This is a genomic window from Pseudomonas sp. B21-012 (genome assembly GCF_024749305.1).
Classification (GTDB): domain Bacteria; phylum Pseudomonadota; class Gammaproteobacteria; order Pseudomonadales; family Pseudomonadaceae; genus Aquipseudomonas.
Genome location: NZ_CP087197.1, coordinates 1,743,735 through 1,766,081, shown reverse-complemented (window position 1 = coordinate 1,766,081; position 22,347 = coordinate 1,743,735). Strand labels below are relative to the sequence as shown.

Annotated in this window: 26 protein-coding genes and 1 pseudogene; 7 read left to right on the top strand and 20 right to left on the bottom strand. The window is 64.7% G+C overall.

The genetic code is table 11. The features are described 5' to 3' along the window. Nucleotides 1–8: 8 nt before the first annotated feature. The gene (locus tag LOY37_RS08185; protein WP_258716616.1) at nt 9–1,472 is read left to right on the top strand and encodes a PepSY domain-containing protein; all 1,464 of its coding nucleotides are present in this window, start codon (nt 9–11) and stop codon (nt 1,470–1,472) included. Between the two features lie 7 nt (nt 1,473–1,479). Here LOY37_RS08185 and LOY37_RS08180 read toward each other — a convergent pair whose 3' ends face one another. After that, nucleotides 1,480–2,406, bottom strand: coding sequence for a class I SAM-dependent methyltransferase (locus LOY37_RS08180; RefSeq protein ID WP_258716615.1), 927 nt, complete (start codon nt 2,404–2,406; stop codon nt 1,480–1,482). Nucleotides 2,407–2,470: 64 nt separating this feature from the next. After that, nucleotides 2,471–3,199 carry a bifunctional 2-polyprenyl-6-hydroxyphenol methylase/3-demethylubiquinol 3-O-methyltransferase UbiG gene (locus LOY37_RS08175; protein ID WP_258716614.1) on the bottom strand — a complete coding sequence of 243 codons (729 nt, stop codon included), beginning with the start codon at nt 3,197–3,199 and terminating at the stop codon, nt 2,471–2,473. Between the two features lie 69 nt (nt 3,200–3,268). On the opposite strand from LOY37_RS08175, the gene LOY37_RS08170 reads away from it, so the two are divergent. Beyond that, a complete protein-coding gene (locus LOY37_RS08170; RefSeq protein ID WP_258716613.1) occupies nt 3,269–3,961 on the top strand; it encodes an alpha/beta hydrolase in 693 nt (230 codons plus the stop codon). Here LOY37_RS08170 and LOY37_RS08165 read toward each other — a convergent pair. Next, nucleotides 3,948–4,853, bottom strand: coding sequence for a DMT family transporter (locus LOY37_RS08165; protein ID WP_045200370.1), 906 nt, complete (start codon nt 4,851–4,853; stop codon nt 3,948–3,950). The genes LOY37_RS08170 and LOY37_RS08165 overlap by 14 nt on opposite strands. 131 nt (nt 4,854–4,984) lie before the next feature. Here LOY37_RS08165 and LOY37_RS08160 point away from each other — a divergent pair, with 131 nt between their 5' ends. Further along, nucleotides 4,985–5,422 (top strand): Lrp/AsnC family transcriptional regulator, encoded by a 438-nt coding sequence (locus LOY37_RS08160; protein WP_258597078.1) that lies wholly within the window; start codon nt 4,985–4,987, stop codon nt 5,420–5,422. A gap of 14 nt (nt 5,423–5,436) precedes the next feature. On the opposite strand, the pseudogene LOY37_RS08155 reads toward LOY37_RS08160, so the two are convergent. Continuing rightward, nucleotides 5,437–6,348: pseudogene (locus tag LOY37_RS08155) on the bottom strand (transporter substrate-binding domain-containing protein). Nucleotides 6,349–6,383: 35 nt separating this feature from the next. After that, nucleotides 6,384–7,625 (bottom strand): D-amino acid dehydrogenase, encoded by a 1,242-nt coding sequence (locus LOY37_RS08150; RefSeq protein WP_258716612.1) that lies wholly within the window; start codon nt 7,623–7,625, stop codon nt 6,384–6,386. Between the two features lie 105 nt (nt 7,626–7,730). Between LOY37_RS08150 and LOY37_RS08145 the strand changes: the two genes are divergently transcribed. From LOY37_RS08145 to LOY37_RS08135, 3 genes are read left to right on the top strand one after another with little or no spacing between them, the layout of a single operon-like run. Then, entirely contained in the window at nt 7,731–8,654 is a 924-nt protein-coding gene (locus LOY37_RS08145) for a LysR family transcriptional regulator (RefSeq protein WP_258716611.1), read from the top strand. 44 nt (nt 8,655–8,698) lie between these two features. Further along, on the top strand, nt 8,699–9,448 hold the full coding sequence (locus tag LOY37_RS08140) for a hypothetical protein (RefSeq protein WP_258716610.1): 750 nt from the start codon (nt 8,699–8,701) through the stop codon (nt 9,446–9,448). After that, nucleotides 9,445–10,131, top strand: coding sequence for a hypothetical protein (locus LOY37_RS08135; RefSeq protein WP_258610105.1), 687 nt, complete (start codon nt 9,445–9,447; stop codon nt 10,129–10,131). Before LOY37_RS08140 ends, LOY37_RS08135 begins: the two co-directional genes overlap by 4 nt. Before the next feature lie 3 nt (nt 10,132–10,134). On the opposite strand, the gene LOY37_RS08130 is transcribed toward LOY37_RS08135, so the two are convergent. The 3 genes from LOY37_RS08130 to LOY37_RS08120 form a co-directional block, all read right to left on the bottom strand. Continuing rightward, on the bottom strand, nt 10,135–10,797 hold the full coding sequence (locus tag LOY37_RS08130; protein ID WP_258716609.1) for a histidine phosphatase family protein: 663 nt from the start codon (nt 10,795–10,797) through the stop codon (nt 10,135–10,137). Between the two features lie 210 nt (nt 10,798–11,007). Continuing rightward, nucleotides 11,008–11,346 carry an FKBP-type peptidyl-prolyl cis-trans isomerase gene (locus tag LOY37_RS08125; protein ID WP_195883382.1) on the bottom strand — a complete coding sequence of 113 codons (339 nt, stop codon included), beginning with the start codon at nt 11,344–11,346 and terminating at the stop codon, nt 11,008–11,010. 79 nt (nt 11,347–11,425) lie between these two features. Further along, on the bottom strand, nt 11,426–12,364 hold the full coding sequence (locus tag LOY37_RS08120; protein WP_258716608.1) for a DMT family transporter: 939 nt from the start codon (nt 12,362–12,364) through the stop codon (nt 11,426–11,428). 153 nt (nt 12,365–12,517) lie between these two features. Here LOY37_RS08120 and LOY37_RS08115 point away from each other — a divergent pair, with 153 nt between their 5' ends. Continuing rightward, entirely contained in the window at nt 12,518–13,411 is an 894-nt protein-coding gene (locus LOY37_RS08115; RefSeq protein WP_093385566.1) for a LysR substrate-binding domain-containing protein, read from the top strand. On the opposite strand, the gene LOY37_RS08110 is transcribed toward LOY37_RS08115, so the two are convergent. From LOY37_RS08110 to ccmA, 12 genes are read right to left on the bottom strand one after another with little or no spacing between them, the layout of a single operon-like run. Continuing rightward, entirely contained in the window at nt 13,404–13,811 is a 408-nt protein-coding gene (locus tag LOY37_RS08110) for a GFA family protein (RefSeq protein WP_045200354.1), read from the bottom strand. The genes LOY37_RS08115 and LOY37_RS08110 overlap by 8 nt on opposite strands. Nucleotides 13,812–13,857: 46 nt before the next feature. After that, a complete protein-coding gene (locus LOY37_RS08105; protein ID WP_258716607.1) occupies nt 13,858–14,796 on the bottom strand; it encodes a 2-hydroxyacid dehydrogenase in 939 nt (312 codons plus the stop codon). 47 nt (nt 14,797–14,843) lie between these two features. Continuing rightward, on the bottom strand, nt 14,844–15,257 hold the full coding sequence (locus LOY37_RS08100; protein WP_045200350.1) for a lipoprotein: 414 nt from the start codon (nt 15,255–15,257) through the stop codon (nt 14,844–14,846). 10 nt (nt 15,258–15,267) lie between these two features. Beyond that, nucleotides 15,268–16,470, bottom strand: a complete 1,203-nt coding sequence (gene ccmI, locus LOY37_RS08095) for a c-type cytochrome biogenesis protein CcmI (protein ID WP_258716606.1) — start codon at nt 16,468–16,470, stop codon at nt 15,268–15,270. Beyond that, entirely contained in the window at nt 16,463–16,939 is a 477-nt protein-coding gene (locus LOY37_RS08090) for a cytochrome c-type biogenesis protein (protein WP_045200346.1), read from the bottom strand. Before LOY37_RS08090 ends, ccmI begins: the two co-directional genes overlap by 8 nt. Then, on the bottom strand, nt 16,936–17,469 hold the full coding sequence (locus LOY37_RS08085) for a DsbE family thiol:disulfide interchange protein (protein ID WP_045200344.1): 534 nt from the start codon (nt 17,467–17,469) through the stop codon (nt 16,936–16,938). The genes LOY37_RS08090 and LOY37_RS08085 overlap by 4 nt, the downstream gene beginning before the upstream one ends. Next, entirely contained in the window at nt 17,466–19,439 is a 1,974-nt protein-coding gene (locus tag LOY37_RS08080) for a heme lyase CcmF/NrfE family subunit (RefSeq protein ID WP_176794336.1), read from the bottom strand. Before LOY37_RS08080 ends, LOY37_RS08085 begins: the two co-directional genes overlap by 4 nt. 11 nt (nt 19,440–19,450) lie before the next feature. Beyond that, on the bottom strand, nt 19,451–19,906 hold the full coding sequence (gene ccmE, locus LOY37_RS08075; RefSeq protein ID WP_045200340.1) for a cytochrome c maturation protein CcmE: 456 nt from the start codon (nt 19,904–19,906) through the stop codon (nt 19,451–19,453). After that, on the bottom strand, nt 19,903–20,079 hold the full coding sequence (gene ccmD, locus LOY37_RS08070; protein ID WP_038996352.1) for a heme exporter protein CcmD: 177 nt from the start codon (nt 20,077–20,079) through the stop codon (nt 19,903–19,905). Before ccmD ends, ccmE begins: the two co-directional genes overlap by 4 nt. Next, a complete protein-coding gene (locus LOY37_RS08065; RefSeq protein WP_038996353.1) occupies nt 20,076–20,852 on the bottom strand; it encodes a heme ABC transporter permease in 777 nt (258 codons plus the stop codon). Before LOY37_RS08065 ends, ccmD begins: the two co-directional genes overlap by 4 nt. A gap of 43 nt (nt 20,853–20,895) precedes the next feature. Further along, nucleotides 20,896–21,564, bottom strand: coding sequence for a heme exporter protein CcmB (ccmB, locus tag LOY37_RS08060; RefSeq protein ID WP_026001415.1), 669 nt, complete (start codon nt 21,562–21,564; stop codon nt 20,896–20,898). Further along, entirely contained in the window at nt 21,561–22,193 is a 633-nt protein-coding gene (gene ccmA, locus LOY37_RS08055; protein ID WP_045200338.1) for a cytochrome c biogenesis heme-transporting ATPase CcmA, read from the bottom strand. Before ccmA ends, ccmB begins: the two co-directional genes overlap by 4 nt. Between the last annotated feature and the right edge of the window lie 154 nt (nt 22,194–22,347).

Genomic DNA, 22,347 nt, shown 5'->3' with positions numbered 1-22,347 from the left:
CGCCGCCGATGAAACGTTACCTGTACCTGTGGCACCGCTGGCTGGGCATCGGCTTATGCCTGTTCATGGCCCTGTGGTTCTTCTCGGGGATGGTCATGCTGTATGTCGGCTACCCCAAGCTGACCCCGCGCGAGCACTTCGCTCACCTGCCGCAGTTGCGTTTGCAGGATTGCTGCGTCGACCTCGGCACTGCCCTGCGCAGTGCCGATGCCGAGCGCACCCCGGCCAGCATCCGCCTGAGCACGGTGGCCGGCACGCCGCGCTACCTGTTCAGCTACCCGGGCCGGGCCAGCGTGGCGGTGGATGCCCGCACGGGCCTGCGCCTGCAGGCGATCGATCGCGAACAGGCCCTGGCCAGTGCGCATCAATACGACCCGCAGGCAACAGCCCGTTATGCCGGGGTGGTGACCGAAGACCTGTGGAGCCACTCGCGCGCCCTCGACGCTGAGCGCCCGCTGCAGCGGGTGCAGCTCGACGATGGCGCACGCACCCTGCTGTACATCTCCGGCCATACCGGCGAAGTGGTGCGCGATGCCAGCGCCCTGGAGCGCGGCTGGAACCTGGTCGGCGCCTGGCTGCACTGGCTGTATCCGTTGCGCGGCATTGGCGTCGACGGCCTGTGGAGCAACCTGGTGATCAGCCTGTCGCTGGCCGGCACGCTGATGGCGTTGCTTGGCGCGGTGATCGGGATCCTGCGCTGGCGCCTGCGCAAGCCCTACCGCAGTGGCTCGCGCTCGCCCTACCGGGGCTTTGCCCGCTGGCACCATATTGGCGGCTTGCTGTTTGGCCTGCTGGCGATTACCTGGATTTTCAGTGGCTTGATGTCGATGAACCCGTGGCGGCTGTTCAGCAGCTCAATGCCGTTGAATGTTGCGGCCTATCAAGGCGGGCCGTTGACCGCGGCGGCTTTTCCGCTGTCGGCCTCTGAGGCGCTGGCGCGGTTCGACCAGCAAGGTTTCAAGGCCCGTGAACTGGAATGGCGCTTGATTGCGGGTGCGGGGTACCTGGTCGGTCATGATGGCGCCGGGCGCACGCGGGTGCTGTCGATGGCCGACGGCCAGGTACTCGAACGCCTGCCGCGGGAGGTGCTGGAGGGCGCCGCACAAGCGATCCTGCCCCAGGGCCAGATGCACAGCGAGCAGCTTGAAGCCTACGACTTCTACTACTACGCCCGGGCCGAGCAGAGCATGCTCGGCCACCTGGAAAAGCGTTTGCCGGTATTACGCGTGCGCTTTGCAGACCCGCAACAGACCTGGCTGCACCTGGACCTGTACACCGGCGAAGTGCTGGGTGTACTGGACCAGCCACGGCGCGTGTCGCGCTGGTTGTTCTCGTTGCTGCACAGCTGGGACTGGCTACCGCTGTTGCAACGGCGGCCATTGTGGGATGCCTGGATGATTGCCTTCAGCCTGGGCGGGCTGGTGCTGAGTGTCAGTGGTGTGGTGCTGGGCTGGCGGCGCTTAGGCAAATAACCTGGCGCTACAGGGAGGTGAACACCAGCGCCTTCAAGCCACCCGCCGGATCGCTATCGGGAAACTCCGGCGGGTTGGCCAGGCGCTCGACAAAGGCCAGCCCCGGTGCTTCCTCAGCCATGCCTTCGATGAGAAAGTCCGGGCCGATGGCCGGGTCGTTGACGCAGGCCAGCACCGTGCCGCCGGCGTTCAACAACTCCGGCAGGCGCCGCAGGATCTTGCGGTAGTCCTGGGTCAGGACAAAGCTGCCCTTCTGGAAGCTTGGCGGGTCGATGATGATCAAGTCATAGGGCCCGGACTTGCGCACCTTGCCCCACGACTTGAACAGCTCATGGCCAAGAAAACTCACCTTGCCCAGGTCATGGCCGTTGAGCCGATGGTTATCGCGCCCGCGGCTCAATGCCGAGCGCGCCATGTCCAGGTTGACCACCTGCTCGGCGCCACCGGCAATCGCCGCCAGCGAAAAACCGCAGGTGTAGGCGAACAGGTTGAGCACGCGCTTGCCCGCCGCCTGCTCGCGCACCCAGCGCCGACCATAGCGCATGTCGAGGAACAGACCGGTGTTCTGCTTGAGGCCCAGGTCCAGCTGATAGCGCAAGCCGTCCTCATCGATCAACCAGTGCTCGCTGGGGGTACCCAGCAGCCACTGCCCGGGGCTGTCCGGCAGGTAGCGGTGCTGAATCAGAATGGCCTGGCCGCGCCAGCCTGGCGCCTGGGCAAGCGTCAGGAGCATCTGCTCCAGGGCCGGCAACTGGCCCTCGGGCGGCTGGCGAAACAGCGACACCAGCAACACCCCCTGCAGCCAGTCCACGGTGATCTGCTCAAGCCCCGGCCAGCAGCGCCCGCGGCCATGGAACAGGCGTCGGGTTTCGCTCGGCGCCGGGTCGAGGGCGGCGAGCAGGTGCTGCTGGAGGGTGTCGATCACAGAGGTCATGGGCAGATTCAATCGGGTAAAGCCGGCTATTCTACCCTGCCAGATCAGGTTCGACCCGCGCGATTCAACGTTGCGCAGCCACCAGACACAGCATGGGCCGTTCCTGCTCTTCGGCCAATGCCGGGCAGGCCTGGATCTGTTCAGCGCTCGGCCCCCACTCCTGTACATGGGCCAGAGTAAAACCGGCGCCAACCAGCTGATTGAGCAAGGTGCCCAGGGTGCGGTGGTACTTGATCACGCCATCGGCCAGCCAGTTGGTCACGCGCTGGCCCTCGTGCTGATAGCTGTCCACCGGCCAGGTCTTGCCGCCGTCCGCAGCGACGATCCAGCCAGGATTGCGCGAAGCCATGTAGATCGGATGCTCGATCGAGAACACCAGCCGTGCACCCGGGCGCAAGGCCGCGTGCACGCTGGCGAACAGGCGCGGCAGATCGTCAATGTAATGCAGGGTCAGGGAACTGTAGGCAAGATCGAAGGCGGCCTTGGGCAATTGCAGAGTGTCGAGGTCTTCGCGGGCGTAGCGGATGCGCGCATCGAGCGTGCTCGACCGCGCCTTGTCGAGCATCAGCGACGAGACGTCCAGGCCCAGCACCGAGGCTGCGCCCTGCTCCGCCGCCCAGCGGCAGAACCAGCCGTAACCGCAACCGAGGTCGACCACATCAAGGCCCTCCACTGGCGGCAACAGTGCTTGCAGTGCCGGCCATTCGGCAGCACCGGCCAGGCCTTCGCGCGAGCGCCCGAGCTGGCTGTAACCGTGGAAAAAATCCGGATTGTCGTAGATGTTCTGGGCCATCGGCGAGGTCCTTCATAAACAGGCACAAGCATCTACACTAGCATTCCACCCCTGTGCTGGAGAACGATCATGAGCGACACTCCGTCCATAGTCCTGGTCCATGGTTTCTGGGGCGGCGCCGCCCACTGGAGCCGGGTCATCCTCGAACTGTCACGCCTGGGCCACCGCAACCTGCATGCGGTGGAGATGCCCTTGACCTCGCTTGCCGATGACGCTGAACGCACGCGCAAGATGGTCGCCTCGATACCCGGCAAGGTGCTGCTGGTCGGCCACTCCTACGGCGGCGCGGTAATTACCCAGATGGGCAACCAGGCCAATGTCGCCGGCCTGGTGTACATCGCCGCCTTCGCCCCCGACAGCGGCGAAAGCCCCGGCGCCATCACCGCCAAGAACCCGCCGCAAGCGGCGGCCAACCTGCAACCGGATGGCGATGGCTACCTGTGGATCAAACCCGACAAACTGCACGAGAGCTTTTGCCAGGACCTGAGCAAGGATGAAGGGCTGGTGATGAGCGTGACCCAGAAGGCGCCGCTAGCGAGCACCTTTGGTGACACCATCGATGAGCCTGCGTGGAAGCACAAACCCAGCTGGTACCAGCTCTCGACCCACGACCGGATGATCCACCCGGACAACCAGGCCTTTATGGCTGAACGCCTGCAGCCCAAGGAGCTGCTGCCCCTGGAGGCCAGCCATGCCTCGCTGGTGTCCAGGGCCGCCGAAGTGGCCGCCCTGATCGACCGCGCGGCCGTCAGTCTGGCTTGACCGCCGGGGCCTTGAGCGCAGGCTTGAACCACCAGCCTTGCTGCATGCCGGCCGCGGCCAGGAGGATCGCGGCCACACCCAGCCATTGCAGCGGCGCCAGGCGATGGCCAAAGGCGAACCAGTCGACGAAAATCGCTGCGATCGGGTAGATGAACGACAGCGCCCCGGTCAAGGCGGTCGGCAGCTTCTGGATCGCGCCGTACAGCAGCACATACATCACCCCGGTGTGGACGATGCCCAGGGTCACCAGGCTGGCCAGCGCACCGACGTCGCCCGGCAGGCCACTGGTATTGGCCCAGGGCGCCAGCAGGAGGATGCCGGTGCACACCTGGATCAAGGCGATCAGGTGCGGCGGCGTGCCGCTCAGGCGCTTGATGATCAGCGCCGCCACGGCGTACAGAAACGCCGCGCCCAGGGCCAGGGCGATGCCCAGCAGGTAGTCGTTGCCAGTGCCACCCTGGCTGCCATGGGCACTGACGATCGCCAGCATGCCGGCAAAGGAGACCGCTAGCCAGAACAGCTTGGGCGCGGTGATTTTCTCACCGAGAAACAGCGCCGCCAGGCCCACCAGCATGAACGGCTGGACGTTGTATACCGCAGTGCCGATGGCAATCGAGGCGCGTGAGTAGGAGGCAAACAGCAGCACCCAGTTGCCGACGATGGCCACGCCGCTGAGTACCGCCAGGGCGAAGGTGGCCAGGGTCAGGATACCGGGCTTGAGAAAGCCCATGGCCAGGCAGATCAGCAGCAAGGTTCCGGCACCGAACACACAGCGCCAGAACACCACATCCAGTACCGGTTGCCCGGACACCAGCACGAACCAGCCAATGGTCCCGGATATCAACATCGCGGCGACCATCTCGAACGACCCACGGCGGATTGAACTGTCCATCACTCACCTCCTTGACGATGGGCAAATTATGGCAAGGGCAGCGGCGACCGTTCCAGTGGATAAAACAGGCTAGACTGACCTTGCACCTTTACTATCAAGGCAGTTTTCGTATTTTGCCTAACGAGGCCTATATGACCGACGATATCGACCAACTGTTGATCCAGGCACTGATGGAAGACTCGCGGCGCTCGCTCAAGGCCCTGGCGCAGCTCAGCGGGCTGTCAGCACCGAGCGTCAGCGAACGCCTGCGCCGCCTTGAAGAGCGTGGCGTGCTCAAGGGCTACACGGTAGAGATCGACCCGCGCTGCTTCGGCTACCAGCTACAGGCCATCGTCCGCGTGCGGCCGCTGCCCGGGCAACTGCAGGAAGTGGAGCGGCAGATCATGGCCATCCCCGAGTTCACCGAGTGCGACAAGGTCACCGGCGATGACTGCTTTATCGCGCGCCTGCACGTGCGCTCGATGGAAGAGCTCGACACCGTGCTGGACAAGCTCAACAGCCACGCCGAGACCAACACCGCGATCGTCAAGAAGACCCCGGTGAAACGGCGCTTGCCGCCGATGGCCTGATAACTGCGCAGAAACTACTGCACCGGCTCACTCGACGGCCTGGCAATCAGGCCCTTCAGTTCACTGGTCATCGCAAACTCCAGATTCAGGCCATTGGGCGGGATCGGCTGCTGGAACCAGCGGTTGTAGATCGACTCGATGCGCCCGCTGCGATAGACATCCGCCAACGCTTCATTGACCAGCGCCAGCAAGCCATCATCGCCCTTGCGCACCATGCAGCTGTAGATCTCCTTCGATTGCGCCTCGCCCACCACCACCCAGTCGTGCGGATTGCGCGCCTTGGCCCGCTCGCCCTACAGCAGCGCATCATCCATGTAGAACGCCGCCGCGCGCCCGGACTGCAGCATCATGAACGCCTCGCCGTGGTCCTTGGCACTGATCACCGAAGCCCCCAACTGGTGCTCCAGGTTGTAGTTCTTCAGGTACTTCTCGTTGGTGGTGCCAGCGGTGCTGACCACATTCTTGCCCTTGAGGTCATCCAGGCCCTGGATGCCGCTGTCTTTTTTGGTCAGCAACTGGCCTTTGACGAAAATAAAGCCATAGGAGAAATCCACCTGCTTCTGCCGCTCGGCGGTGACCCCGGTGGTGCCGCACTCCAGATCGACCGTGCCGTTCTGCACCAGCGGGATGCGCGTCTGCGAAGTCACCAGGTTGTAGCGCACCTTGAGCGGCGGCACCGCCAGCTTGGCCTGCAGGTGCTTGACGATCTCAGCCGCAAGATCGACCGAATAGCCCATGGGCTTGCCGCTGTGGTCGCCCACATAAGAAAAAGGAATGGACGAGTCGCGATAGCCGAGGGTGATGCTGCCGGATTCGGCGATCTTCTTCAGGCTGCCGCTGAGCGTCGGCGTTTGCGCCAGCAGCGGCTGGGCAAAACACAATGACAGGGCAAGCAGAGCAGAACGGTGCAAACGGGGAATCGACATCGGGACACTCCTTGCGGTTGTTGTTCTTGTTCGGTTCAGGCCGCCCGTGGGGTCAGGCCGTGCAGGTCGATTGACGGCGCGCGACCCGCGATCAGTTCGGCCAACAGCTGGCCACTGGCGCAGGCCAGGGTGAAACCCAGGGCGCCGTGGCCAAGATTGAGCCACAGGTTGCGGTACGCCGTGGCCCCGAGCAACGGCACGCCGCTGGGGGTGGCCGGGCGCATGCCGGCCCATTCGCGGGCCTGGGCGTAGTCGGCGGCATCGGGCAAGGTCGCCCCGGCCAACTGGCGCATGCTCGCCAGCCGTGCCGGATCGAGCGATTCATCAAAGCCGACGATGTCGACCATGGCGGCGACGCGCAGTTGGTCTTCGAGGCGGGCATAGACGATTTTGCGGTCGTAGTCGGTGATGCTTACCTGCGGCGCCCGCTGCCCGGCCTTGATCGGTGCGGTCAGGCTGTAGCCCTTGAGCGGATAGATCGGCAACTGCAGCCCCGGCAGGCCGAGGCTGGCGCTGCGGTGCCCGGCACACAGCACCAGGCGCTCCACCGGCACGACCTGCTCGCTCAGCTCCAGCGCCTGCACTACCCCACCACTGTGGCGGATGCGCTTCACTGCCTGCCCGAGCATCAGGCGGCATTGCCCCGACGCCTGCAGGCGCTCGACCAGGGCCAGGCAGAAACGATGACAATCGGCGACCTCTTCATCCGCGGTGAACACCCCGCCAATGAACGGCGCATCGGCCAGGGCCGGTTCCAGCGCGCGGATCTCCTGCGCATCCAGCACCTGCTGGCCCTGCGGGTCGAGCAGGTGCTGGCGGGCATGGGCAAAGGTTGCGCGATTACGAAAGGTCACCAGCTTGCCATTGCGCCGCCAGGCAAAGCCGTCCAGGCCATCGTCCTCGCGCCATTGCTTGAGCGTACCCTGGCTGTGCAAGGCCAGGCGTAGCAGGTGTGCGGCATTGGTGCGATTGACCGAACTGCGACACGCCGCCATGAACGCGCCCATCCAGCGCCACTGCGCCAGGTCCAGGCGCGGGCGTAACTTGAGCGGTGACTCGCTGCGCAGCAGCCAGCCCAGCGCCTGCAACGGCACCCCGGCATCGGCCAGCGGCGCGACATAGCGATAGGACAACTGCCCGCCATTGGCAAAGCTGGTGCCGCCCGCCAGGCCCTCGCGTGCCTCGACCAGATCGACGGCAAAGCCTTCGCGCACCAGCGCGTAGGCCGTTGCCAGACCAATCACGCCGCCGCCGATCACCGTTACCCGCTGTGCCATGTGCTTTCATCCGCCAATCTGAAGGCCTTCAGACTAGGCCCGGTGACAGCCTGACGATAATGAATAAAAATGGGCAGACCATAAACAAAGGTTATGGGCTACCCCATGCGCTTGCGCCATATCGAAGTGTTCCAGGCCATCCGCCAGACCGGCTCCATCAGCGGTGCCGCGCAGTTGCTGCACGTCACCCAGCCGGCGGTGTCGAAGATACTCCAGCACGCCGAAGCGCAGCTGGGTTTCCCGCTGTTCCTGCGGGTGCGTGGCAAGTTGCAGATCACCCCCGAGGCCCTGGCCCTGGAACGCGAAGTCGACAAGGTCAGCGACAGCGTTGAAGGGGTGCGGCGCCTGGCCGCCAGCCTGCGCCGGCAACCGGGCATGCGCCTGCGCATCGGGGCGACGCCGGCGCTGGCCCTGGCGTTGTTTGCGCCGGTGATCCGCCAATGGGCCGAGCGCCACCCGCAGTCCGAATGCGAGCTGTCGAGCCTGCACAGCCGCGAGCTGGTGCAGCAGTTGCTGATGCGCGAAATCGATGTCGCCCTGACCTTGCGCCACCCCGAACACCCTGGCCTGAATGTCCAGCCCCTGGCCCACGGCAAGCTGGTGGCACTGGCCCCCAAAGGCTACTGGAGCGCAGACAGCCAGGGCTTGGCGCTGGCAGTTGAAGAACTGGCCGATGCGCCCTTGATCGGCCTGAGCAGCAGCGACCCGCTGGCCGCCCAGGTCGGCCAGTACCTGAAGAACCTTGAGCCGGCGCCGCGCATCAGCATCCGGGTGCAAACCTACTCCCTGGCCCGGGCCATGGTCGAATCCGGAGCGGGGCTGGCCTTGATCGATCCGTTCACCGCCCAAGGCTCGGCGCAAACGCTGGTGCGGCCGTTGGATCCGGCCTTGCCGATTACCCTGTACGCCCTGACCCGCGCCAACGAAAGCCAGCCGCACACGCTCGACGACCTCTTGCAACTGTTCAGCGAACGGGCCGAAGAACAGATCGCCCACGTCAGCCGCGCGTCTCGCCTTGAAAAGCGCTGACAAGCAGCCCATCCTTGCGCCCCCACCTTTGCAAGGATCGCAGCATGGTTCGACTTTTCATTGCGTTTGCCGCGCTGTTCGCCAGTGCCACCGTCCTGGCCGTGCCGCCCGTGCACGTCTATCGCGGCACCCAGGGCGACACCCCCATTGAAGTCGCCCTGACCTACGACGCCCAGCACAAGACCCTCGAGGGTTACTGGCTTGATGAACAGCGCCAGTGGCTGATCCCCCTTGAGCGCACACCCCATGACTATCGCTTGCCGCTGTTGATCAACATCTTCAACAACCCGGAGCTGCCGTCCGCTGCGCTGCTGATTCAGCCGTTTGCCTTCAGCCACGACCGCGAGCTGACCGGCACCCGGGTTGATCTGCGCAACCGCGAACGACAGGCGCTGGCGCTCAAGCGCGTGACCCGCTTCAGCGACCGTCAGGATTCGTCCTGGCAGGGCGAACTGCTGCAACTGCCGCTGGACGGCCGCCGGCTGTTTCGCGTGCATGCACACAAGGCCGCCGGCGAGTATGTCGGCACCATCGATCGCATCACTGTCCTCGATCGCACCAGCGGTCAGCCGGTGCAGGTCATCGATAACCTGGCGCTGTTTTTCCAGGGCACTGCGAGCCTGAGTTTTGCCGACTTCAACGCTGACGGTGTGACCGATTTCAAGGCCATCCCGGTCGGGCAATTGGCCAGCGGCGGTGCTGCAGGGCAAGACCCGCAGTACTACGTGTATCAAGCCGACAGCAATCGCTATGAGCTCAAGACCGAGCAACAAGCCAGGGAGCGCAACCAATGAACACCTTGGGCAAATGCCTGCTGGGCGCCGGGTTGCTCGGCCTGAGCCTGGGCGCCCAGGCTTACCAGTCCGTTTACCAGGGCACCCTGGGCAAGCAGGCGATCACCCTGGTGATCGAGAAAACCAATGACTACAAGCACGGTTTCTACTTTTACGACCGCTACCGCACGCCGATCCGCCTCAAGCGCTCGGTCAACGCCGGCCGCCAGTTGTTCATGGACGAACTGGACAGCGCCGGTCTGCCCACCGCTCGGCTGAAGTTCTACAACCCCGATGACAACGCCGCCACCAAGCCGATACTCGGCACCTGGACGGCCTACGCCAATGCCCGGCAACTTCCCCTGGAGTTGCGCCTGGTAGCGGACTTCGGTCATCAACAGGTCTGGCCTGCCGGCACTGCGTCACTGCCCCAGGCGGCCTCCACCGAGCGTTTCTATTTCCAGATTCCGCTGGCCGATGACCACGACCGGGTGAAGACCATCGAGGTCATCGACAAGGCCAGCGGCAAGCGCGTGCAAACCCTCGAGGTAGGCCTGCCCGGTTGCTACAGCCAGGGTATCGACAGCGTCAAGGTGCGTCTTGAAGGCGGCAGTACCCAGGTGCTGCTGGAAGCCAACAGCTATTGCCTGGGCAAGGTGTTTGAATGGCGCGAGGCCAAGGGGCAGTTCGAAGCGCTGAACTGAGCATCAGCTCGGGCAGCTGTGCTCGCCGTTGTTCAGGCCCTGCTTGTAGTTGCGGCTGAGCAGGCTGGCCTTGCCGTCGTGCCAGGTCAGGGTCAGTACGTACATCGAGTCGAAGTCCTCGCCGTCCCAGTCGTCGGTGATCACCCGTTTTTCACCGAGGGCCTTGCCGGCCACGGTGTTGATCAGTTCCGGCAGGTAGCCGTGGGACCAGGCGGTATAGACGGTGGCGTTGCGGTACTTGTCCTGCAGCAGCTCGTCGGCCAGATCGCCGGTATCGTTGGCGCCGAAGTCGATGTTCACCGGCAGGCCGAGCTTGATGGCACTGGGGCTGATGGTCATCAGCGGGCGGATATAGCTGTAGGCGTCGTCGTTGCTGCCCTCTTCGACGTGCCGGGACGGGTTGGCCGCGAACACATAGTCGGCCTTGCCGAACTTCTCCGGCAGCAAGGTGGCCAGGTCCAGGGCACGGTTCAGGCCCTGGCAGTTGAGCTGCCCCAGGCCCTCGCCGGGCTTTTCGGCATGACGCAGGAACACCAGGGTCTGCACACCGTCCACAGGTGCTGCGCGGCTTTCCACCGCCTCGACGGCCAGCAGGCCGACACCGGCAAGCAGGGCAAGGGACAACGCAGCGTGACGGTGACGCTTGAACAGGGAGGGCAACTTCATAGGGCTCTTCACAGCAAAAAGGGTTGAGGCTGACCCGCCTGTGCCACCCCGCGGCCGAAGCCGCGGGGGGGATCCCTGTCTGATGCTCCATCCGTGGAATCGGGCATGCTTCAGAGTGCAAGAATGCCATTTGGTTCGATCCCTGAGCGCTCGGCCCTGAGCCAGAGCTACTGTAGCGCCTTGATGTTGCTGAATTAAGACCGACGGCGCTCAATCGTCGCGGGTAAGGACTTCGAGCAGCTCGATCTCGAAGGTCAGGTCGGAGTTGGGCGGGATCTTGCCCATGCTGCGCTCGCCATAGCCCAGGTGCGCCGGCACCAGCAGTTTGCGTTTGCCGCCGACCTGCATGCCCATCAGGCCCTGGTCCCAGCCCTTGATCACCCGGCCGGTGCCGATCACGCACTGGAACGGCTTGCCGCGGCTGTGGGATGAGTCGAACTCCGTGCCGTCGGCGAGCCAGCCGGTGTACTGGGTGGTGATCAGCGCGCCCTTGACCACGGCCTTGCCGTCGCCTGGCTGGATATCGATGATTTGCAGTTCGCTGCTCATGCTTGACCTCGTTGAAGCGGGATATGCCTTTGGTGGCCAGCGTTTTCGCAGGGTTGGCGAGGTTTTGCAAGGCCAGCGATCAAGCCTGGGCAGTCACCACCGCCCTGCCCGGCTCGTGCTGGCGCATCGACCAGCAGACGCCGCCGATCACCAGGACAATCGCCAGGCCCTCCAGCAGGCTCGGGCCGCTCTGGCGCCAGATGAAGGCGTAGAGCAAAGCGAACAGGGTCTCGAAGACGATCAACTGGCCGCTCAAGGTCAATGGCATGCGCTTGGACGCGGCATTCCACAGCAGCGCCGCCAGCCACGAGCCGAACACCGCGCAACCCAGGCTGTACAGCCAGAACAGCGTCCAGCGCTCAGGCGCCGCCTCGACCTGCAACTGCGCCGGCTGCCACAGCGCCAGCAGCGCCACCAGCACCAGGCTCAACACGCCGGTCATCACCCCGTTGAGCACCGACCATTGATGGCTGTCGAAATGCCCGCACTGCTTGAGGTAACGGCTGTTGTGCACCGCGTACCAGGTCCAGCAGGCCAGCGCGCCGAGGGCATAAAGTACCCCGGCCAGTTTGTCGGCCACCGCTCCCGGCTCGAGGGCAAAGGTCTGCAGGTTGATGCACAGCATGCCGGCCAGGATCAGGCCCAGCGGCAGCAACAACTGACGCAGCGCCACCCCGCCGCTGTCGTGACGGCCATACAGGGTGATGGTCAGCGGCAGTACGCCGACAATCAACGACGCCGGCGCTACACCCAGGCGCTGGATCGCCGCCACCAGGCAGATGAAGTACAGCAGGTTGCCGATCAGCGCCAGGCGCCCGATCATCCACAGGTCGCCCAGGGTCGGGCGTGCGAGGGCCTTGCGCATGGGAATCGCCAGCACCAGGGTCACCAGGCCGAACAGCACGAAACGCGCGCAGCTGAGCAGCACCGGGCTGAACTCCGGCAACAGCTGCGGCACCATCAATACCAGCCCCCACATCGCACCGGCTACCCCGGCATACGCCACACCCCGTTTCACGTGCCTGCTCCTGATCTAAGAAGAGCGCAGGCTAACGCCTGGACAGCACCTGGACAAAAGATCATTCGGCATGCAGGCATTCCCTGCAGGAATACCTTTCACGCTGAAAGCATCGACCTTATGATTCAGACATTCCCCAGACCGGACCGTCACATGAGCCGCTTCAGCCGTCACCTGCCACCCCTGGACACCCTGATCGCGTTCGAGGCAGTGGTGCGTACCGGCAGCTTTACCCGCGCGGCCAGCGAGCTGTACCTGACCCAGAGCGCGGTGAGCAAACAGATCAAGCTGCTGGAAGAACACCTCGGCGCGCTGCTGTTCGAGCGCCGCGCCCGGGGCATCGCATTGACGGCGGCCGGCGACGGCTTCAATGCCATCGTCGAGCCCATGCTGGAAAGCCTGCTGGCCAATGTGCTGCGTCTTAAAAGCGGCCACGGCAGCCGCAACGTCAGCGTCATCTGCACCCATGCGGTGGCCCAGTACTGGTTGTTTCCGCGCCTGCTGCGCTTCAACGAACAGCACCCGGAGCTGACGGTGAACATTCATGCCAGCAACGAAATCAGCGAAAGCGATATTGGCAATTACGACTTCGGCATTCTCTATGGCCATGGCCACTGGAGCTCGCTCAAGGCCAGCAAGTTGTTCGATGAGGCCATCTACCCGATCGCCAGCGTCAAACGTGCCCTGCCCGCTGTGCAGTCACTGAGTGAGTTGCAAGCCTTGCCGTTGATCCAGCTGGATGCCTCGGCCTGGAACTGCCTGGACTGGCAGGACTGGTTCGGCCATCAGGGCTTGCGCTACCAGGCGCCGGCCAATGCGGTGACCTTCAACCAGGTCAACCTGGTGTTCGATGCGGTGATGCAGGGGATGGGCGTGGGCCTTGGCTGGGAGTTCATGGCCCGCGAGCGGATCGACAACGGCCTGATCCGCCAGGTCTCGGAGTTTGTCGTGCACACCGGGCAAGCCGACTATCTGGTGCACGACAAACAGGCCCTGCGCTCGCCGGCGGCGCAGGTGTTCGAGGACTGGTTGCTGGCGCTTAGCTGAACATGGCCTCAACTTCGGCTGCGGTCATCGTCGGCGTGCCTCGGGCCAGGCAGTAGTACTCAGGTTTCTTGTCGATATACACCTGTAGGTCGAACACCCAGTCGGTGTCACCCTCAAGTACACCCACCGACACCGCGTCGAAATTGCCGGATTTCAGCCGGTACAACAGGTGCGTGCCACAGGCGCCGCAGAACCCGCGCTGGGCCCAGTCGGAGGAGTCATGGAACACCGGCTGGCCGCGGGTGAACTTCACCGGCTGCGCGCAGTGCACCGACAAAAACGGCCCGCCGCCCCACTGCCGGCACATGCCGCAATGGCAGGCGTTGACGCTGGCTTTCTCAAGGCTGACGCTGAGTTTGACGGCGCCGCACAGGCAGCTACCGTGTTTTTCCAGGGACATGATCAAGGCTCCTTGCTGGGAGAAGAGCCGGCAAGTCTAGCAGCTGTCAGGCCGTGACCGGGGTCAGCACCGGCTCGCCGGCAAAAAACGCCTGCAGGTTGCGTAGCACCAGTTGCACGGTGTCGCGCGCCGCTTCCGGCGACTGGCCGGCGACGTGCGGGGTCAGCACTACCGTGGGCAAGGCCTTCAGGGCTTCGGGCACTGCCGGTTCGTCATCGAACACATCCAGCCCGGCACCGGCGATCACGCCGTTTTCCAAGGCATCGACCAGGTCCGCCGTGCTGACGACGCTGGCCCGGGCGATGTTGACCAGAAAGCCCTCTGCCCCCAGCGCTTCAAGCACCGGCTTGTCGATCAACTGGCGAGTAGCGGCGCCGCCCGGGGTGGCGACAATCAGAAAGTCCGATTCCCGGGCCAAGGCCAGGGGGCTGTCGCAATAGTGATAAGCGACGTCGCTACGCGGCGTGCGGTTGTGGTAATTCACCGGCATGTCGAAGCCCTGCGCCGCCCGCTTGGCGATCGCCAGGCCGACCGCGCCGAGGCCGAGAATGCCCAGGCGCTTGCCGCTGACCGACGGGCTGATCACCCGGTTCCACTCGCCACGGCGGGTCGAGGCATCGGCGCGGGGAATATCGCGCACCACCGCCAGCAGCAAGGCCATGGCATGGTCGGCGACCGCCGTGGCATTGGCGCCAGCACCGTTGGTCACGGTAATGCCCCGGGCAGCAGCGGCCGCAAGGTCGACCTGCTCGTAACCGGCACCGATCACGCAGATGATTTTCAAGGCGGGCAACGCGGCCATTTCATCGGCGTACAGGCCCAGCGGACCCCGGGTCAGCACTGCATCGATCTGGCTGCCATGGCGGGCAATGGCCTCGGCGCGCAAGGCCGGGGTCTGCGCGCGGATCAGGCGAAAGCCGTTGTGTTCCAACAGGGGAAGGTAGTCGTCGACCGTTTCTACCAGCACCAGTACCGTCTGTGTCATGCCTTGCTCCCGGGCTATTGGCGAGGGGGCATTATGCGCAGCTCAGGTTACTGGGCGAAAGCCCGGCCCAGACCGCCCGGCACGCCACTGCTGTCGGTTTCCTGCCAGGGGCCGTTGAGGTTGGTCGACCAGCTCCAGCCGTTGTTCCAGCGGTAGTAGGTGCGCTGGCGATAGAAGGTGTTGGTCTTGCCGTCGAGCACATACACGCCCAGGCGCGGGTCCCAGTGGCTGGCGCCACCGGGCGGAGGCGCAAAGCTCGGTGAGGTACGCTGCACTGGCTTGGGCACCGGGGTCACGGCCGGCTTGCTCGGCACCGCGCCCGGCTTGGGCGCAGGCTTGCTGCCCGGGCCCGGCGGCAGGGTTTCGATTGGCGGCGCGGTGGGTTCGGAGGGCTGGTGAACGGTACATGCACTCAAGCCCACAACCAGGGAAAGAAGGGTCAGGCGTGCGATGCTGTTCATAGTCGGTCTCTTACTGGTCCGGGCTGTCGATGGTCAGGTGCTGCGCAGCGGTCGTGCTGCTGGCCAGCGGAGCACCCTTGCCAACCCATTCGCCCTGGGTCGGCTGGCCAGCGCGAGAGATGCGCGCAACCAGTTGGACTTCAGGGAAGCTCGACAGTTTCATGTTCGGCATCATCGCGTCGCTGTCGCTCAGCTCGACCTCGATCGGCAGCTGCGCCACGGTTACCCGCTTGGCCGCCAGCGGCATCGGCGGGCCGGAACTTGCACGGGCAAAGATGAATACAGTGTCATCGGCCTTGACCTTGTCCTTGAGCGCCGCCGCAAGTTCGACCCGAACCTTCAGGCGTGCCGTGCCCTGCTCGGCAACTGCCGGTGCGGCCTTGCCCTCGCCGGCCTTGAGCTTGTCGCTGGCGCGCTCGATACCGCCCTGCAGCGCTGCCCGCGAGGCGTCGCCCTCGGGCAGTTGCGCCAGCAGGCGGTTCCAGTAATCGATGGCTTGCTGGTAGTGCTCAGCCTCGAACGCAGCGATGCCCAGCAGGCCAAGGCTGGTGACTTCGTTGGGGTCGGCCTTGAGCGCTTCGTCGGTGAGGGCCTGCAATTGCCCGCTCCATTGCTTGTTGTTGGCAAAGTACAGCGCCTGCGCCCACTGCCCGAGCAGCTCCGGCTGGCGCCCGGCAACCGCGGCGGCACGCTCGAAGACCTTGGCGGCGTCGGCCGGACGCTCCTGGGCCATGTAGGCACGGCCAAGGAAGTACAAGCCTTCGGCCGAATCCGGCTGGGCCTTGACGGCCAGCTCCAGGCGGCGGGTCATTTCTTCCATGGACTGCGGCGCCTTGGCGAACTGCTGGGTCAGCTCGACCTGCTCGCTGGCACCAAAGTGCAGGTACAGGCCCAGGCCCATCAGCGGCACCAGCACCGCCGCCAGCAGCGGCAAGGGTTTGCCCAGGCGGCCCAGGCGCTGCGGTTCAGCGCCCTCGGTGTCGGCCAGCAGCTCGCGCGCGGCCTCGTCGCGGCCCTTGCCGAACTGCCCGGCATCGAGCACCCCGGCGGCCTGCTGGCTTGCCAGTTCGGCGACGCGCTCCTGATACAGGGCGACGTTGAGGGCGGTACGGTCTTCTTCCTGTTGCGCACGACGGCCGCGCAACACCGGGATCAGCAAAAAGCTCAGGGCCACCAGCAACAGCAGGCCTGCAGCAAGCCAGAAATCAGTCATGGGTCTGTTCTTTGTCCAGCAATTTGGCGAGGCGCTCACGCTCCTCGGACGAAAGGTCGGCGTTGCCTGCTGCCGCCTGGCCACGGCGCTTGCGCACGATCAGCGCGAGCACGGTGAAGCCGCCCAGCAGCAACACGCCAGGGCCAAACCAGAGCAGCCAGGTGCGGGCGCTCAGGGCCGGTTTGTAGCGGACGAAATCACCGTAGCGATCGACCATGAAGTCGATGATCTGCTGATTGCTCTGGCCCTCGCCGAGCATGCGGAAGATCTCCCGGCGCAGGTCGGCGGCAATCGGTGCGTTGGAGTCGGCGATGTCCTGGTTCTGGCACTTGGGGCAGCGCAGTTCCTTGGTCAGCTCGTGATAACGCGCGCGTTCCGCCTCATCGGCAAACTGGTAGGTATCGATCGCCGCCTGGGTTACCCCGGCCAGGCTCAGGCCGAGCACGGCGGCCGCCAGCCAGCGCTTCATGGCTTGGCCTCATCGACCAGGCTCTGGTACTGCGGCGCCAGTTGCTCGCGCCAAACGGTGGCGTCAACCACCCCGACGTGCTTGTAACGGATGACGCCCTTGGCATCGATCAGGAAGGTTTCCGGCGCGCCATAAACACCCAGGTCCAGGCCCAGGCTGCCCTGCTCGTCACGGATGTCGAGCTGGTAGGGGTTGTGGAACTCGGCCAGCCACTTCAGTGCGGCGGCATTGTCGTCCTTGTAGTTGACGCCGTGGATCACCACACCCTGCTCGGCCAGCTTGTTCAGGTACGGGTGCTCGACCTTGCACGACGGGCACCAGGTGGCCCAGACGTTGACCAGCGCCGGCTTGCCGAGCAGGTCGGCCTCGGTCAGCGGCTTGCCGTCGACCGATTGCAGGGCAAAGGCCGGGAACGGCTTGCCGATCATCGCCGAGGGCAGTTCGCTCGGGTCGAGGAACAGCCCGCGGTAGAGAAACACCGCCACCAGCAGAAACACCGCCAGCGGCAGCACCATGATCCAACGTTTCATGCAGTAGCTCCAGACATGCCCAGTGCCTCACGCACACGGGTTTTGACCTTGACGCGATAGCGACCATCCAGTGCCGCCAGCAAACCGCCCAGGCCGGTCAGCAGGCCGCCCAGCCAGATCCAGCGCACAAACGGTTTGACGTGCACCCGCACCGCCCAGGCGCCGTTATCCAGCGGCTCGCCGAGGGCGACGTAGAGATCACGGGTGAAACCGGCATCGATGCCGGCTTCGGTCATCATCGACTGCTGCACGGTGTACAGGCGTTTTTCCGGGTGCAGCACGCTGATCTCACGACCGTTTTCGACCACCCGCACGGTGCCCTTGTCGGAGGTGAAGTTCGGCCCCTCAAAATGCTTGGCGCCCTCGAAGATGAACTGGTAACCGGCCAGCTCCACCGACTCGCCCGGCGCCAGGCGCAGGTCGCGTTCGGCGCTGTTGTTGCTCGACAGCACCACACCCAGGGCGCACACCGCCAGGCCCAGGTGGGCGACGTGCATGCCCCAGTAGCTGCGGTTGAGGCCGCGCAGGCCCTTGAACAAGCCTTTGTGGCGGGTCTTGTCGAGGATGTCGCGGGCCCCGGCCAGGACAATCCACGCAGCCAGAGCGAAGGTGGTCAGCACCTGCCAGTCAAAGTCATCCACCAGCAGGCCGCCAATCGGCGCCAGCACGGCGCTGGCGATCAGCACCGGGGTGAGCATGCCCAGCAACCATTTGCTCGGGGTGTCTTTCCAGCGCACCAGCACGCCCACCGCCATGACCACCATCAACAGCGCCATCAACGGGATGAACAGCGCATCGAAGTACGGCGGGCCGACCGACAGCTTGGCCCCGGTCAGGGCATCGAGAATCAGCGGGTAAAGGGTGCCGAGCAGGATCATCGACGCCGCCACCACCAGTATCAGGTTATTGGCCAGCAGCAGGGTTTCCCGCGACCACAGGGCAAAGCCGACCTGGCTCTTGACCACTGGCGCGCGCAGGGCGAACAGGGTCAGCGAACCGCCGACCACGAACAGCAGGAAGATCAGGATGAATATGCCGCGCTCAGGGTCGGAGGCGAAGGCATGCACCGAGGTCAGTACCCCGGAACGCACCAGGAAGGTACCCAGCAGGCTCAGGGAGAACGCGGCAATGGCCAACAGCACCGTCCAGCTCTTGAACACGCCGCGCTTCTCGGTGACCGCCAGCGAGTGAATCAGCGCGGTGCCGACCAGCCAGGGCATGAACGAGGCGTTCTCGACCGGGTCCCAGAACCACCAGCCGCCCCAGCCCAGCTCGTAATAGGCCCACCAGGAACCGAGGGTGATGCCGATACCGAGGAAGGCCCAGGCGACGATGGTCCACGGCCGCGACCAGCGCGCCCAGGCGGCGTCCAGGCGCCCGCCAAGCAAGGCGGCGATGGCAAAGGCGAAGGCCACCGAGAAGCCCACGTAGCCCATGTACAGCATCGGCGGGTGAACGATCAGGCCGATGTCCTGCAGCAGCGGGTTGAGGTCGGCGCCGTCACTCGGCATCTGCGGCAGCAGGCGCTTGAACGGGTTGGAGGTGATGATCAGGAACGACAGGAAGCCGACGCTGATCATGCCCATCACCGCCAGCACCCGCGCCAGCATCACCTGCGGCAATTGCCGGGAGAAGATCGACACGGCAAAGGTCCAGCCGCCGAGGATCATCGCCCACAGCAGCAGCGAGCCCTCGTGGGCGCCCCACACGGCGCTGAACTTGAAGTACCAGGGCAAGGCGCTGTTGGAGTTGTTGGCCACATAGGCGACCGAGAAGTTGTCGGTCATGAAGGCGTGGGTCAGGCAGGCGAAGGCGAACGCCAGAAAGGCGAACTGGCCCCAGGCGGCCGGGCGCGCCAGGCTCATCCACAGGCTGTCGCCGCGCCAGGCGCCGAGCAGCGGGATGGTGGCCTGGACACAGGCGAAGCAGATCGCCAGGATCATCGCCAACTGGCCCAGTTCAGGAATGATCAGTGCCGCATTCATGGCTTGGCTCCGGCATCGGTGGCGACCTGGCCGCTTTCCTTGAGGGCCTTGGTGACCTCTGGCGGCATGTATTTCTCGTCGTGCTTGGCCAGCACTTCATCGGCCACTACCACGCCTTCGGCGTTGAGCTTGCCCAGGGCGACGATGCCCTGCCCTTCGCGGAACAGGTCGGGGAGGATGCCGCGGTAGGTGATCGGCACCGACTTGTTGAAGTCGGTGACCACGAAGCGCACGTCCAGCGAGTCGCCGGAGCGTTGCAGCGAGCCTTTCTCGACCATGCCGCCAGCGCGGATGCGGGTGTCCAGCGGCGCTTCGCCGTTGGCGATCTGGGTCGGGGTGTAGAACAGGTTGATGTTCTGTTGCAGGGCACTCAGGGCCAGGCCCACGGCAATGCCAATCCCGGCCAGCAGGCCGAGGATGATGAACAGACGCTTTTTACGCTGCGGATTCACGGTTTGTTCTCCCGGCGCAGACGGCGCGCCTGTTCTTGCAAATAACGGCGCTTGGCGCGCACCGGCGCGGCGACGTTGAGGGCCAGCACCAGCAGGCAGATGCCGTAGGCCGACCAGACGTACAGGCCGTGATGGCCCATGGCGAGAAAATCACTGAAGGAGGCAAAGCTCATCGCGCCATCTCCCGACCCAGGCTGTTCAATACCTCCTCCTTGACCCAGCTGGCGCGCGCCTCGCGCTTGAGCACTTCAAGGCGCATGCGCAACAACAGCACGGCGCCGAAGAAGCAGTAGAAACCCAGCACCGTCAGCAGCAGCGGCAGCCACATCTCGGCGGGCATCGCCGGCTTTTCGGTGAGGGTGAAGGTGGCGCCCTGGTGCAGGGTGTTCCACCACTCCACCGAGTATTTGATGATCGGGATGTTGATCACCCCGACGATGGCCAGCACCGCGCAGGCCTTGGCCGCGCTCTCACGATTGCTGATGGCATGGCTCAAGGCAATGAGACCGAAGTACAGAAAAAGCAGGATCAGCATCGACGTCAGTCGCGCATCCCAGACCCACCAGCTGCCCCAGGTCGGCTTGCCCCAGATGGCGCCGGTGACCAGCGCCACGGCGGTCATCCAGGCGCCGATGGGCGCCGCGCATTGCAGGGCGACGTCGGCGATCTTCATCTTCCACACCAGGCCCACCACCCCGGCCACCGCCAGCATCACGTAGCAGGACTGGGCAAGCATCGCCGCCGGCACGTGGATGTAGATGATCCGGAAGCTGTTACCTTGCTGGTAATCCTGGGGCGCGAAGGCCAGGCCCCAGACCACGCCGATGCCGATCAGCAGGATGGCGGCAATCGCCAGCCACGGCAGCATCCGCCCGCTGATGGAATAGAACCATTTGGGTGAACCCAGTTTGTGAAACCACGTCCAGCTGATTGCGCTGCTTTTCATCACGGTACATCCAGGGTCTTTGCTGGGCTGGGCCCAGACCTCATTATTCGCCGACGCTGATCTTCAGGCCAGCCGCTATTGCAAAGGGTGCCAGAGTTACTGCCAGGGCGGTCAGGCTGCCAAGCCAGAGCAGATAACCGGTCGCCGGCATAGCTTGCAGTGCCGCCTGCAAGGCGCCACTGCCCAGGATCAATACCGGGATATATAACGGCAAAATAAGTAGCGCCAGCAGCAGGCCGCCACGTTTCAAGCCGACTGTCAGGGCCGCACCCACGGCGCCCAACAGGCTCAGTACCGGGGTACCGAGCAAGAGCGATGCCAGCAGTACCGGCAGGCACGCCGCAGGCAAACCTAGCATCAGTGCCAGCAAGGGTGCCAACAATACCAGTGCCAGGCCGGAAAAGGCCCAGTGTGCCAGCACTTTCGCCAGCACCAGAAGAGGCAGGGGGTGCGACGAAAGGACCCACTGTTCGAGCGAGCCATCCTCGAAATCACTGCGGAAAAGCCCGTCCAGCGAGAGCAGAACCGATAAAAGCGCTGCCACCCAGACCAGCCCCGGAGACAAGGTTTGCAACAATTGAGTCTCGGGTCCGACCGCCAACGGGAACAGCGCAACGACGATGGCGAAGAACACCAGCGGGTTGGCAAGCTCGGCGGGACGTCGGCACAACAGGCGCGCTTCACGGCGCAACAACAGCACAAAGACACTCATGCGGCCCACTGCCCCAGGTTCAGTTCACGGTAACCGGACGGCTTGCGCTCCAGCGTGTGGTGGGTGGTCAGCACGACCATGCCGCCCTGCTCGCAATGGGCGGCCAGGTGCGCTTCGAGCTGGGCCACGCCCTGTTTGTCGAGGGCAGTGAACGGTTCGTCGAGAATCCACAGCGGCGGGCTGTCCAGGTACAGCCGGGCCAGGGCCACGCGGCGTTGCTGGCCGGCCGACAGGGTGTGGCAGGGGACGTCTTCGAAGCCGCGCAGGCCGACCGCTTCAAGGGCCGTGCGGATGGCCGCCGGCGCTGCCGGGCGATGCAGGGCGCAGAGCCAGGCGAGGTTCTCTTCGGGGCTGAGGACATCCTTGATGCCGGCGGCGTGGCCGATCCACAGGAGGATCCGCGCCAGTTCGTTGCGCTGTTCGGCCAACGGCTTGCCGCTGACTAGAATCTGCCCGGCGGTCGGGCTCATGAGCCCGGCCATCAGGCGCAACAGGCTGGTCTTGCCACTGCCGTTGGGGCCGCTGATCTGCAGCATGTCGCCTGCGCCCAGGTGCAATTCGAGGTTTTCGAAGAGCATTCGCCAGTCGCGCTCGCAGGCCAGGCCCACGGCTTGGAGATGAGGGGTCACGGTTTCGCCTTATGCTTGGGATGCCTGTCTCAAGTCGGTCCCGGCCTTGCCGTTATACTGGCAACGACGATGTGGCCCGGCCGCGCTGATCGCCAAAGATCGGGCGGCATTATACATGTGATGTCCTACTGCAAAGAGGGCTATTTCAACAGGT